The sequence below is a fragment of the Calothrix sp. 336/3 genome (assembly GCF_000734895.2).
Lineage (GTDB): Bacteria > Cyanobacteriota > Cyanobacteriia > Cyanobacteriales > Nostocaceae > 336-3.
The window spans coordinates 5,570,603-5,584,325 of record NZ_CP011382.1; the positions used below are offsets into that span (position 1 = coordinate 5,570,603).

11 protein-coding genes are annotated in these 13,723 nt (G+C 40.7%); 9 read left to right on the forward strand and 2 right to left on the reverse strand.

The window, feature by feature from the left end:
- Window positions 1–1,158 precede the first annotated feature (1,158 nt).
- The 4 genes from IJ00_RS23205 (at window position 1,159) to petL (ending at window position 4,349) form a co-directional block, all read left to right on the forward strand.
- Window positions 1,159–2,358, forward strand: a complete 1,200-nt coding sequence (locus tag IJ00_RS23205) for a DUF4336 domain-containing protein (protein WP_035159514.1) — start codon at window positions 1,159–1,161, stop codon at window positions 2,356–2,358.
- A 215-nt stretch (window positions 2,359–2,573) separates the two neighbouring features.
- Complete coding sequence (locus IJ00_RS23210; protein ID WP_035157214.1) at window positions 2,574–3,041, forward strand: DUF4870 domain-containing protein; 468 nt, start codon at window positions 2,574–2,576, stop codon at window positions 3,039–3,041.
- 40 nt (window positions 3,042–3,081) lie between these two features.
- Window positions 3,082–4,176 (forward strand): Gfo/Idh/MocA family protein, encoded by a 1,095-nt coding sequence (locus IJ00_RS23215; RefSeq protein WP_035157216.1) that lies wholly within the window; start codon window positions 3,082–3,084, stop codon window positions 4,174–4,176.
- A gap of 77 nt (window positions 4,177–4,253) precedes the next feature.
- Entirely contained in the window at window positions 4,254–4,349 is a 96-nt protein-coding gene (gene petL / locus IJ00_RS27925) for a cytochrome b6-f complex subunit PetL (RefSeq protein WP_082127382.1), read from the forward strand.
- A 71-nt stretch (window positions 4,350–4,420) separates the two neighbouring features.
- On the opposite strand, the gene bioB is transcribed toward petL, so the two are convergent.
- Window positions 4,421–5,425, reverse strand: coding sequence for a biotin synthase BioB (bioB, locus tag IJ00_RS23220; RefSeq protein ID WP_035157218.1), 1,005 nt, complete (start codon window positions 5,423–5,425; stop codon window positions 4,421–4,423).
- Window positions 5,426–5,754: 329 nt separating this feature from the next.
- On the opposite strand from bioB, the gene IJ00_RS23225 reads away from it, so the two are divergent.
- The 3 genes from IJ00_RS23225 to IJ00_RS23235 all read left to right on the forward strand — a co-directional run bounded on the left by IJ00_RS23225 (window position 5,755) and on the right by IJ00_RS23235 (window position 8,820).
- The gene (locus tag IJ00_RS23225) at window positions 5,755–6,333 is read left to right on the forward strand and encodes a GNAT family N-acetyltransferase (RefSeq protein ID WP_035157221.1); all 579 of its coding nucleotides are present in this window, start codon (window positions 5,755–5,757) and stop codon (window positions 6,331–6,333) included.
- 318 nt (window positions 6,334–6,651) lie between these two features.
- On the forward strand, window positions 6,652–8,112 hold the full coding sequence (locus tag IJ00_RS23230) for a YdiU family protein (RefSeq protein ID WP_035157225.1): 1,461 nt from the start codon (window positions 6,652–6,654) through the stop codon (window positions 8,110–8,112).
- Between the two features lie 243 nt (window positions 8,113–8,355).
- On the forward strand, window positions 8,356–8,820 hold the full coding sequence (locus IJ00_RS23235) for a MarR family winged helix-turn-helix transcriptional regulator (RefSeq protein ID WP_035157230.1): 465 nt from the start codon (window positions 8,356–8,358) through the stop codon (window positions 8,818–8,820).
- Between the two features lie 186 nt (window positions 8,821–9,006).
- Here IJ00_RS23235 and IJ00_RS23240 read toward each other — a convergent pair whose 3' ends face one another.
- Complete coding sequence (locus IJ00_RS23240) at window positions 9,007–9,318, reverse strand: RNA-binding protein (RefSeq protein WP_035157233.1); 312 nt, start codon at window positions 9,316–9,318, stop codon at window positions 9,007–9,009.
- Between the two features lie 761 nt (window positions 9,319–10,079).
- Between IJ00_RS23240 and IJ00_RS23245 the strand changes: the two genes are divergently transcribed.
- Entirely contained in the window at window positions 10,080–11,774 is a 1,695-nt protein-coding gene (locus tag IJ00_RS23245) for an ABC-F family ATP-binding cassette domain-containing protein (RefSeq protein ID WP_035157235.1), read from the forward strand.
- A gap of 229 nt (window positions 11,775–12,003) precedes the next feature.
- The gene (gpmI, locus tag IJ00_RS23250; RefSeq protein WP_035157237.1) at window positions 12,004–13,602 is read left to right on the forward strand and encodes a 2,3-bisphosphoglycerate-independent phosphoglycerate mutase; all 1,599 of its coding nucleotides are present in this window, start codon (window positions 12,004–12,006) and stop codon (window positions 13,600–13,602) included.
- Window positions 13,603–13,723: the final 121 nt, after the last annotated feature.

The window sequence follows — 13,723 nt, forward strand, 5'->3', positions numbered from 1 at the left end:
AAGCTAAATCTTTATACTAAGCTTAGTTTTTCATGATGAGAAAAAACCTAAATTCATAAGTCATATGCATATGACTTAAAACTGAAGTTATTTGAAACTGAATAATTCTAAAAATGCTTGAAGATAGCCAAGCTACAAACTTTATTATTTCATCTATGAAATGAATAGATAAAATCAATATTCACGCCTGAAAACTCATACCCTGCAACAGATGTCTTTTGATTCTTTTAGTTTTTATCACTCCTTAAATCAGAAAATGTTACAGTATATATTTTTCTGTCATTAGGTAATTTGAGGTAAAAACTTTGGAATTCATAAGAACTTTGTAATTATTATTTTTCTATTTTATGTAATTTTTTACAACCGTAATTCACGATAGAAACATATAAATAAACACATTCGTACGATACAATGTATAGTTTTATACTAATAACTCCAAAGTAATAAATTAAGCAACAACGACTAATTAAGACACATCAGAAGAGGTGGAAGTCAATATTTACCCATTCCCTTTTCCCAGGGTTGAATACTCCCATGCTAGATATAGCAGCACTTTATGATTTCAGAATAAATAAAACTGATGCAAAGAATTTGATTATTTAGATTATTGTTAATTTGTGTAAAAAAACTCAAGGTTATTTTAATTTTTGTTTTTCAAGGTAGACTGATGCATAGATTTTTTGTAAAAAAAATATGTACTTAATCAGTATTATTTCTGAATTGTCACGAAAACTTAATATTATAGCGATCGCCCACATGAAATTTTGGAGATACACCCAGAAGCAAAACGCTTATTCAGCAACTGTTTGCACACAACAAAAGCAGTATGTAATAAAATATACCAGCAGTAAAGATAACGCAAATATCAAGCAAAATTGAATAAAAATGCCTCTGAGGGTAGATGCTGATTGTTGAGTTTATCCTACTTAGGATAGTTGCGTATATGTGATGAATTAATAGCAAAGCAACTGTATGAGAATATAGTTTTTCATCGATTTAAAGCTTCTGATTTTTATGGAAAATCCACAATTGAAAATCTAAAGCTTCTCCAAACCCTAATCTTAAAATTTGTATCCTGAACAAGAATTTGCTAAAGTCCCTCTTTTCGAGGTCAAATGAAAATAGTTGAATGATTGGGAATTTGCAAGGAGTCTGAGAGTGACTGAGGAAGCAGGAATTTTTCAAAATCAGGACTTTTCATGGTTTTTTTGGTTCACCTTACCGATTTATCCCTTTAGTAAACGGCGAACTCTTCGCAAGGAAGTAGTAAAAGATACGATTTGGACTTTTGACCAAGTTCAAGGCATATTTTATGTAGTAGTTCCGATTCGGATGACTGTTGTGAAGCTGTATGGGGGAGGTTTGTTTGTCTATGCACCCGTTGCACCCACAGCTGAATGTATTCACCTAGTCAAGGAATTAGTGGCAGAGCATGGAGATGTAAAATACATAGTTTTACCAACTATTTCTGGCTTAGAGCATAAAGTTTTTGTCGGTCCCTTTGCCAGACATTTTCCCCAAGCAAAGGTATTTATTGCCCCTAATCAGTGGAGTTTTCCCCTCAATTTGCCCTTGAGTTGGTTGGGTTTACCGAGTCAACGTACCCAGGTGCTACCAGATGATAGTCAGCAAGCACCCTTTGGGGAGGAATTTGATTATGAAATTTTAGAGGCGATTGACTTGAATTTAGGAAAATTTTCTGAGGTGGCATTTTTCCACAGGCGATCGCGCACCTTACTAGTCACAGATTCAGTTGTGGCAATTCCCGAAGCAGCTCCTGCAATTATTCAGCTAGAACCCTATCCCCTACTATTTCATGCTAAGGATAGCGCCACGGATATTATTCCAGATAATCAAGCAAATCGCTGTAAGGGATGGCAAAGAATAGCTTTATTTTCCATGTATTTTCGCCCCAGTGTTTTGGAAATTAAGCGATGGAGTCAAGTATTTCGAGATGCATTTCAAGCTGGCGATCGCTCCCCTAAGGCATATTTTGGTTTGTATCCTTTCCAATGGCAACCAAACTGGGAAAGAGCGTTTGCGGATTTACGGGGAAATGGTAGGCTATTTGTTGCTCCCATCCTCCAAGCATTAATTCTCAACCGTGCCCCTCAAGAAACCCTCAACTGGGTGGAAAAAGTTGCAAAATGGGACTTTCAACGGATTATTCCCTGTCATCTCGATTCACCTCTCAACGCCACACCTCAAGAATTTCGGCAAGCATTTTCTTTTTTGGAAAGGGAAGCGACTATCGGAAAATTGCCTTACCATGCTTTGCCAGAGGAAGAATTTAAAATTTTGCGACAAATCGATGCGGGGTTGTCTAGAAGTGGTATTGTACCACCCTCTAAATTGTGAAATCGGCTATAGGACTTACCTGTGACAATTAGGGTAAGTCCTTAAATATTACTTATATACGGAAAAATATTTACGATTCTTAACTTTTTGGTTGTGGATTTTTCGGAAATCTCACTTTTTCTCTTTCTGATGAATTTTAAGTAAAAAAAATACTAGTTTATCTTCGGCAAAAGATGGAAAATTAGTTTATCAATTTATCACTAACATTAACAGCCATGAGAGAAAAAAACAACCAGCAAATACGCACCTGGGCAATGCTGTGTCATCTCTCTGGACTTTGTTGGATACCCCTAGCAGCTTTAATCTGGTTTGGGATTCCTATTTATTTACCCTTCTTGAATATTCTCGCGCCCTTAATAGTTTGGAATTGGAAAAAACATCAAGACCAATGGATTGATTTTCAAGGAAAAGAATCTTTAAACTTTCAACTATCACTCACAGTATATACTCTGATTGTGGTGATTATTTCTCTATTTCTTGTTGCCACAACTTGCGGTGCAGCTTTCACTAGTTATGTGACAAGTAAAGAAATGACAACAATTTTTGATACACTAATTAAAACTTTGTTTGTGATTGGTGGGTTCATTTTTGTCTTGCAATTAAGCGTTATTAGTTTTGCCGCCATTAAAGCTTACAATGGTAAGTATTTTCGTTACCCTTTAACAATTCGGTTTTTGCGATAAAATTTTTTGTATTTGTTTGTAGCCATTAGCCATAAAATTTATGCTTCGTGTCGCAGTTATTGGTACAGGTTTTGGGCAAAAAGTACATATTCCTGCCTTCCAATCCCATCCCGGAACAGAAATCTTAGCTGTATATCACCGTGAATTAGAGACAGCAAAAAAAATAGCCAGTAAGTATAATATTCCTTGTTTTAGTGATAGTTTGACGGAGATTCTGGCATTACCGGAATTAGATGCGGTGAGTATTTCCACCCCCCCATTCACCCATTACGAGATGGCAAAGCAAGTCTTAGAATCAGGGAAGCATTTATTGTTGGAAAAACCAGTAACTTTAAATGTTCAAGAAGCCCAGGAATTATACCTACTTGCCCAGGCAAAAAAATTAGTAGCTACTGTTGATTTTGAGTTTCGTTTTGTGCCAGCTTGGCTATTATTTCAAGAATTACTATCCCAGGGATATGTAGGCGATCGCCGCTTAATTAGAATTGACTGGTTAGGTGCTTCCCGTGCAGATGCCAGTCGTCCCTGGAACTGGTATTCTCAAAAAGCATTGGGTGGGGGTGCATTGGGTTCCCTCGGTTCCCATGCTTTTGATTATATTTATTGGCTATTTGGTGCTGTCAGTCGCTTGAGTGCCCATTTTAGCACTGCCATTCCCCAACGACCCGATGCCCAGACGGGAGCATTAAAATCTGTAGATAGTGATGATACTTGTATGTTAATGCTGGAGTTGGCAGATGGTACACCCTGTCAATTAACCATTAGCTCTGTAGTTCATGCACCACGTCCCCATTGGATTGAAGTATATGGCGATCGCGGTACTCTAGTTCTGGGTAGTGAGAACCAAAAAGACTACATTCACGGCTTCCGTGTTTGGGCTGCTCCACCTGGTAAACCCCTGAGCGAAATTGAAATTCCCCCCAGATTATTATTCCCGGAAAACCATAGTGATGGTAGGGTTTCAGCATTTTTGAGGGTTGTTGATAATTGGGTGGAAGCAATCAATAATGGTAGAGAAATTATTCCTTCCCTGCGGGATGGTGTGTATTCTCAGCTACTCATGGACTTAGCACACAATTCCCATGAGCATTCTTCCTGGGTAAAAATCCCCAATTTAGACACCTTTCTCAACTAAATTTTCCCTACCTATTGACTAATTAGTCAGAACTGAGGACTAAATATATTTAGTCAACAAAACTGGAGCAACATCTTATGTTAGGCGTAGTTTCTTACATTCTCTTTATTGGCGCATTTTTTGGGTTAGCAGTAGGTTTATTATTTGGTCTACGCTCCATCAAATTGCTGTAGTCGTTAATGGGTGAAAGGGAATTGGGAATAGATCAGAAATTCTTCCTACCCCATTCTCTTCCCCTACCCAATTATTTTGCTTCCACAACTGCTTTTTGTCGTACAGAAGCGGGTGGACGCATTTCTAAACCCAACAAATTCAACATTTGGGCATCTGCATCATATCCTGGGCAAGGAGTCGTCACCGTCAACATATGCCCATTCTCGCTAGAGAAAATCGAGTTTGCTCCTGCCATAAAGCAAAAAGCTTGCTCAACCTGGGATAACCTTGCCCTACCTGCACTCAAGCGAATATCCGCAGCTGGCATAATAATTCTGGCAGTGGCGATCGCTCGCACCACATCCCATACAGGAACATCTGGCTGATTTTCCAAGGGTGTACCCTCAACCTGGGACAAAATATTAATTGGTACAGAATCAGGATGGGGCTGTAAACTCGCTAAAGTCTGCAACATCGCAATTCTATCTGCCACCGTTTCACCCAATCCCAAAATCCCCCCAGAGCAAACCGTTACCTGAGTTTGTCGCACATGATTAATTGTATTTAACCTGTCTTGGTAGGTTCTAGTAGTGATGATTGTGCTGTAATATTCCTCAGAAGTATCCAAATTGTGATTATAGGCATACAAACCCGCATCTTCTAGACGCTTCGCTTGATTGGGGGTCAACATCCCTAGGGTACAACACACCTCTAAACCCAGGTTCGTGACTTCCTGCACCATTTCCAGAACCTGCTCAAACTGACTATTATCCCGCACCTCTCGCCAAGCAGCACCCATACAGACACGACTCACACCGCTTGATTTTGCCTGTTGAGCAATATTCACCACGGTTTCCTTATCCATCAATCCTTGCGGTTTTACTTCCGTTTTGTAGCGGGAAGACTGAGCGCAATAACTACAATCTTCAGGACAAGCACCAGTTTTAATTGATATCAATTTACAAACTTGAATCTGTCTGGGGTGATGATACTGACGATGTACACTTGCCGCTTGATAGACTAACTCTAGTAATGGCGTGTTGTAAATTTCTTGAATTTCTGCCTGTTGCCAATCGTAGCGAATTCCTACCGACATTTGTGTCCTTTCTGATAGTCTGGATTTACAAGAGGTTTTTCCTGGTGCAAGTATATAGTCGATTTCTTGACACCAATTTTCCCCATCTTTCAGGATGCAAGTTTTTCCCTTACAGCCACCTTACGGATTTTATCGCAATAGCCAAATAGGTGAGGAAATTCAGGAATTACCAAATAAGGTTTACAAATCTGTTCCCTATCCCCTGCCCTTACCTATACTTTCGCCACTAAATTAAACATGACATGATATTTAGAATACTTATTTTACCTTTATGGTAGATTTTTCTTCAGCAACTCTCAATTAAACTTTATGTAATTTTACATAATTGCATGGAATTAGAACTACCTATAATCACCACAGAACGCTTAATTCTGAGGTTAGGGACTCCAGAGGATATCCCCGCCATTATTCAATATTTCACAGACAATAAAACCTATTTGACACCTTTTTACCCGACGTGGCAACCAGGTTTTTTCACAGAAGAGTATTGGCAAAATCAAGTAGAAATGAGTGTATGGGAATTTGTGCGCGATCGCTCTCTGAGATTATTGATAGTGCCAAAAGTTTCTCCCCATCTAGTCATTGGTGTAATTAACTTCCATAACTTTGTCCGTGGTGCTGCCCAATATTGCACCGTTGGCTACAGTCTTGCTGAAACCCAGCAAGGAAAAGGATATATGCACGAAGCATTAACCGCAGCGAATAATTATTTATTCCAAGTATTAAAAATGCACCGTATTATGGCAAATTATATGCCCCACAATCAACGTAGTGGTCAACTCTTGAAGCGTTTAGGATTTATCCCAGAAGGTTATGCCAGGGATTTTCTCTTAATTAATGGGGAATGGCAAGACCATATTCTCACAAGTTTGGTGAATCCCCAATGGCAAGCATCATCTAGTTATTAGAAGTATCTTAAGCGAATTCATCAAGGTGAACGTTTTTTTATTTTTGTAGGTAATATTATGCTTTGATAGGCAATTGCCAGATAGGTTCAAAAATCACAAATCATCAAATAAATAGTCCCGTCACACAAAATTTAAAATTAAAAATTATCAGGTACAGTGACCAATCTCAATTCCCAGTTTTAAAACTATCCCTATAATTGGTGTACCTCACGTAGCTCAAAAGCGCTGTATTTTGGAATTTTGCATTTGGAATTTTGAATTGGAGCGCAGCGACGGCCAAGGGTAATATTAAGAAAGATAAACTAACTTGCACTCGTAATGACTCTGACTGCAAACCCCAATCTCACCCCAGCTCTCAATCCCTTCCTACATCTCAACTACGAACCTGCTTTAGAATCCCTAGGGGATGATTACTATGATGAAGTTAGCGCCGCAGAGTTTCCCCACCATATTCTACGCTGGCGCAATGACGCTATCTTACCCCGTTTGGGACTAGACCCCAAAAATGTCCAAGATGCAGATTTTATCACCGCATTTGGCAAATTTGAGGGACGTAAACCCTTACTGGCAATGCGTTACCATGGTTATCAATTTGGAGAATATAATCCCCAATTAGGAGATGGTCGGGGGTTTCTCTATGGACAGGTGAGGGGTACCGATGGGGAACTCTATGATTTTGGGACAAAGGGTTCAGGAAAAACACCCTATTCACGGGGTGGAGATGGAATGTTAACCCTCAAGGGTGGAGTTAGGGAAGTATTAGCAGCTGAGATGTTGCAGCGTCTGGGTGTCCGCACTTCTCGCTGTTTAAGTATGATTGAGACGGGGTTATCTTTGTGGCGAGGTGATGAACCTTCACCCACACGTTCTTCTGTGATGGTGCGAATGAATAAATCTCATATTCGCTTCGGAACCTTTGAACGTCTGCACTATTTGCGTCGCCCAGATTTAATTAAAAAACTATTAGACCATGTAATTGAGCAGTATTATCATCATTTAGTGAATGAAGCTGATAAATATGCTTTGTTCTATGGGGAGTTAGTGCAAAGAGTAGCAGAGTTAGTGGGGCAATGGATGGCGGTTGGTTTTTGCCATGCAGTATTAAATACTGATAATATGTCAATTACTGGGGAAAGTTTTGATTATGGTCCCTACGCTTTTATTCCCAAGTATGACCCGAATTTTACTGCCGCTTATTTTGATTACTATGGACGTTATTCTTACAGCCATCAGCCGGGTATTTGTAAACTGAATTTACAGCTATTGCAAGAACCATTAAAAGCGGTAATTGCCCAGGATGAGATGGAAGTTTCCCTATCCAAATTTGAAAATTTCTATGCCCAAGAATATCGACGTTTAATGTTACTTAAACTCGGGTTTGTGGAATTAGATAGTGAAATCAGTGAGCCACTACTGAAGGCAACCATTGAATTACTCAAGCATTATCCGATAAGTTATCATGATTTCTTTGCGGAAATAGCGACTCATTTTTCTGAGAAATGGCGAGATGGTGCAAGTTTAATTTTGGCAGATGGGGAAATTGGTCAATCCTTGGGACAAAGTGAATTATTCTTAAATTGGTCAGGAATCTATCATCAAATTCTCACGAATATTGCTCCGGAAGAATTTTCGACGATGGCTGTCAGGTTAAAACAATATAATCCCTGTACAATCATCACTCGACCTATAATTGAAAATCTTTGGGAACCCATTGCTGGGGATGACAATTGGCAACCGTTTTATCAGTTATTAGCAGAAATGCAAACTCTTCCTACCTAGGGAAAGTTAATTTCATCAGGGTTAATTCCTAGGGAAGGTAATTGTTCTATGAGTCATTGCGATCGCCGTTATTTTTGCAATAATTGCGACTTCGCATCTAAGTATTAATGCTTAGCTTATAATACCTCTTCCTGGGGTAAATACGTTTATCTCACAACTCTTTTGTTGATTTTATTTCATGATTTTGCAACACCTCAGATGTTTACTGCTAACATCAAAGTACGTGCCCTAAGTATTTTGTGAATGGTTTCAACATCTGACAGTATAGAATTCCAATCTTGGCAGCAAACCCTTGCTCCCCATAACATCGGTTATCGGGTAAAACTGCTGTCACAGCTGCTCACACGTCGCTTTACGGAGCGTTTAGAACCCTTTGGTTTAACACCTTTCCATTGGTTGGTACTCTGTTGTTTATGGCAGGAAGATGGTTTACCGACTTCTAGTATTGGTGATAAATTACAACAGGTGGGAGGAACTTTGACGGGTGTGTTGGATCGGATGGAGGAGAGGGGATTAATTCGTCGGGAGCGAGATACCCGCGATCGCCGAGTCTGGAGAATTTGGTTAACCCCAGCAGGTAAAGACCTGGAAACCATCTTACCGCCGATTTGTGACGCAGTTCGGCAAGAAGCAATGGCTGGTATTTCTGATACGGAACAAGAAATATTTTCTCAGTTGTTAAATCGCGCGATCGCCAATTTATCTTGAAATTGCAAAACTAAAATTAGAGACGAGATGATTCTCGCCTCTAAGTAGAATCTCTCCAAATGGGAATCAGGAGAAGATGTGCTTAATTATTGATAGCTGCCTTTTAGAATATCCCCATACAAAAATAAGGGCAGATTCTTACCTGTCCATCTATTGACTTGCTCAAAGTTCAAGATTTTAAAGTTTTTAGTAGCGCCGAGAGTAGCCACCGCCACCACTATTATTCCCACGTCTACCACCACCAGGACCACTATCAGTTTTCGGTTTAGCTTTATTCACCCGCAAACTCCGACCTAACCATTCTGCTCCATCAAGGGCTTCAATGGCAGCTGTTTCTTCTGCGTCTGTTTCCATTTCTACAAAAGCGAAACCTCTTTTTTTCCCAGTTTCTCGGTCTATGGGTAACTGAACTCGCTTCACCACTCCATATTCTTCAAAAACTTGTTTGAGGTCTTCTTCACTAACATCGTAGGATAAATTACCAACGTAAATCGACATATAATAACATCTCCTGAATCAGACGGTGTAGAGACTTAGATTCGGAGAAGCATCCATGAAAAACAAGTCACGCAACCGAAAATAATCCTCAACGCTATAACAATAGCATGGATCGTCAGGCTCCGACGAGCCGTAAACGCAAAGAATTATGACCGATTTTACCGGACAGGGGAAGGGTTTATCTAGTTTTTGACTAAGTTTGTATCTGACAAAATCTGCAATTACAAAGAATACAAGCAACCGGAAATAATGATGTACCTTTTTGTGTGGCAAATCACGCACCATCGTGAATATTTCCATCTCTGGAAAGAAATTATCCCTACAATTAATCCCTATTTGCTGCTCATGATTCCGTCAACACCAAATTGCGAGTATTTTTTTTGACTAAATATACTGAATATCTGAATTTTTGTACTGATTCCAACTTTTCTCTAGGCAGGGGATTAATGACGACTTTCTCACTTTTGGGACTTCCAGAAAAGAAATTTTCCAATTTATTCAGATTTGATTTTTCTGATTCCCCCTGTTCCCCTGCTTACACAGTGATTGGTTCTTTTTTATTTTGCAAGTCTCTGAGTCCGTTTACTCATCCTGAAATATAGATTTCCTTGATTTTCCGCTTTTTGCATGGGCGAGAAAGTAAATATACCAAATTCTTTTTTCCTTCACCCTTTTTCCCATTTTGCAAATTATGGAGTTAAATTTTGTTAAGATTGGATTCAATATATATCCCCTAACCAAGCCTACTTTGGAGAAGCCAGATGCTGCGATTGGAACATATCAGTAAAATTTATCCCACAGGTGAAGTTCTCAAGGATGTGAACTGGGAAGTCAAAAGTGGCGATCGCATTGGTTTAGTAGGTGTCAATGGTGCGGGTAAATCGACGCAGCTGAAAATTATTGCTGGTGAGGTGGAACCAACCTCTGGGGAGATTATCCGTCCGTCAAGCTTGAATATAGCTTACTTGAATCAGGAATTTGAAGTTGATCCCACCCGCACAGTTAGGGAAGAGTTTTGGACAGTCTTCAAGGAAGCAAACCAAGTACAGATGGGTTTGTTGGAAGTAGAAAGGGAGATGGCAACAGCGACTCCGGAGGAATTAGACGAGCTGATCCACAAACTGGATCGACTACAGCGTCAATTTGAAGGTTTAGATGGTTATGGGTTAGAGGCGAGAATCGGTAAGATTTTACCGGAAATGGGGTTTGAGCAGGAAGACGGCGATCGCCTAGTTAGTGCATTTAGTGGCGGTTGGCAAATGCGCATGGGTTTAGGTAAAATCCTTCTGCAAAAACCAGATTTATTACTATTAGATGAACCGACAAACCATTTAGATTTAGAAACTATTGAATGGTTAGAAAATTATCTCCGGGGCTTAAATACACCCATGGTGATAGTTTCCCATGACCGAGAATTTCTCGATAGACTTTGTACCCAAATTGTCGAAACAGAAAGAGGTGTTTCCACAACCTATTTAGGCAACTATTCTGCCTATTTACTACAAAAAGCTGAAAATCAATCTGCCCAGGTAGCAGCTTACGAACGACAACAAAAGGACATTGAAAAGCAACAAGCATTTGTTGACAAATTCCGAGCTAGTGCTACCCGCAGTACCCAAGCCAAGAGCCGAGAAAAACAATTAGAAAAAGTTGAGCGCATTGAAGCCCCAACTGCCAGAGTCCGCACCCTGCAATTCCGCTTTCCCCCGGCACCTCGTAGCGGACGGGAAGTTGTGAAAATTAAAGATTTGACCCATTCCTATGATGATAAAATTCTCTTTTTGGGAGCGAATTTGCTCATTGAAAGGGGTGATAGAATTGCTTTCCTCGCTCCTAATGGTGCGGGTAAATCGACCCTTTTACGGATTATCATGGGTTTAGAATCGGCTACGGAAGGAAAGGTCGAACTAGGTGAGCATAACGTTATTCCTGGTTATTTTGAACAGAACCAAGCCGAAGCTTTAGACTTAGAAAAAACAGTCATGGAAACTATTCATAATGAAGTTCCTGACTGGAAAAATGAAGAAGTTCGTACCCTCCTAGGACAGTTTTTATTCAGTGGTGAAACCGTATTTAAAAAGGTTGCCGCTTTAAGTGGTGGAGAAAAAGCTCGTCTGGCTTTGGCGAAAATGCTCCTCTGTCCAGCAAATTTACTTATCCTCGATGAACCAACAAACCATCTAGATATTCCCGCCAAGGAAATGTTGGAAGAATCATTGCAAAACTATGACGGGAGTGTGATAATAGTCTCCCACGACAGATATTTTATTTCCCAGGTTGCAAATAAAATTGTCGAAATCCGTGATGGTGAATTCCGAGTCTATCTAGGTGATTACCACTACTATCTCAGCAAGATAGACGAAGAAAAACAAGCCGCCAAAGAAGCCGCGATCGCCGCCGAAAAAGCCGCGAAAAAATCCGCAAAAACAGCAAAAGCTGGCGGGAAAAAGAAGTAAATCTAAAGCTAGGAGTACCGAGATAAATCTATCTCCATCATCCCTAGCTTTGTAATCCCCCTTTGGGGGTACATATCATAAAACTGCGACAAAAATGCCTAGAGTTTAAAAAAATTCTTAAAAATCACTGAAATTTTAAGAAAATAGGTTAATAGGCAGAAATCTACTTGCGACTTCCGGCAGCAGTGGTATCATTCGGGTATTACAAAAAGTAAAGGGCATTTATATTATGACCAAAGCACCTGTTGCTCCCGTGGTGCTAGTCATTTTAGACGGATGGGGCTACTGCGAGGAGACACAAGGAAACGCCATTGCTGCTGCCAAAACGCCAATTATGGACAGTTTGTGGTCAGCTTATCCGCACACCCTCATCCGCACATCAGGAAAAGCCGTAGGATTGCCAGAAGGTCAAATGGGCAATTCAGAAGTCGGTCACTTGAACATCGGTGCTGGACGGGTTGTACCTCAAGAGTTGGTTCGCATCTCCGACGCAGTGGAAGATGGTTCCCTCAACAGCAACCCAGCGCTGGTGAAAATTTGTCAAGAAGTGCGAAGTCGCAACGGGAAACTGCATATTGTCGGACTTTGTTCTGATGGTGGTGTTCATTCCCATATCAGCCATTTATTCGGCTTACTGGACTTAGCCAAGACCCAAGGTATTACTGATATCTGCATTCATGCAATCACCGACGGACGCGATACAACTCCTACCGAAGGAGTCAAGGCGATCGCCCTGATTCAAAATTATATTGACCGTATCGGAGTGGGTAGAATTGCCACCATTAGCGGTCGATATTACGCGATGGATCGGGATACACGCTGGGATCGTGTGCAAAAAGCCTATGACATCATGACCTTGGATGGTGTAGGTGATGGACGCTCTGCCATCGATGTTCTCCAAGCATCCTATGCTGAAGGTGTAACCGATGAGTTCATCATTCCCACCCGACTTACCCCAGGTGCAATTAGTGCAGGGGATGGGGTCATATTTTTCAATTTTCGTCCCGATCGCGCTAGACAGCTGACTCAAGCTTTTGTGAGTTCAGATTTCGACGGATTCGAGAGGCAACATATCGCTCCTCTTGCTTTCGTCACATTTACCCAATATGACCCAGAATTACCTGTGTCAGTTGCCTTTGAACCACAAAATCTGACCAACATTCTTGGTGAAGTCATTGCGAACCATGGCTTAAAACAGTTCCGAACTGCGGAAACTGAAAAATATGCCCATGTCACCTATTTCTTCAACGGTGGACTCGAAGAACCCTTACCCGGAGAAGACCGAGAATTAGTCAGTAGTCCCAATGTTGCCACCTATGACAAAGCTCCAGCAATGTCTGCGGAAGCGGTAACCAAAATAGCGATCGCTGCCGTGGAAAAACGTATATATTCCCTAGTGGTGATCAACTATGCCAATCCAGATATGGTAGGGCATACTGGTCAAATGCCAGCCACAATCCAAGCAATTGAAACAGTGGATCAATGCTTAGGGAAATTGGTTCCAGCCATTAACGCCGTTGGTGGTACAGTTTTGATTACTGCTGACCATGGCAACGCCGAACATATGCTTGACGGTGAAGGTCATTCTTGGACTGCTCACACAACTAACCCAGTTCCCTTAATTTTAGTAGAAGGAGAAGGGGCAAAAATTCCCGGACACGGTAATGATGTCACCCTCCGCAGTGATGGGAAATTAGCTGATATTGCTCCCACGATTTTAGATATCTTACAATTACCCCAACCAGTGGAAATGACTGGGCGATCGCTCCTGCAATCTTCCGAGTATGAAGTGCAATTAAATCGCACTCCTGCTAGGGTAGGAATATAATAGACTTCTTGCGGAAGTCAAGCAAAGGGTTAATAGAAAGATTACAGGTGACATAGAAATCATCCTATCTTTTTTCACCCTATACCTAATTTTCCTCTCTGTCGTTATCCATTTATTTTGC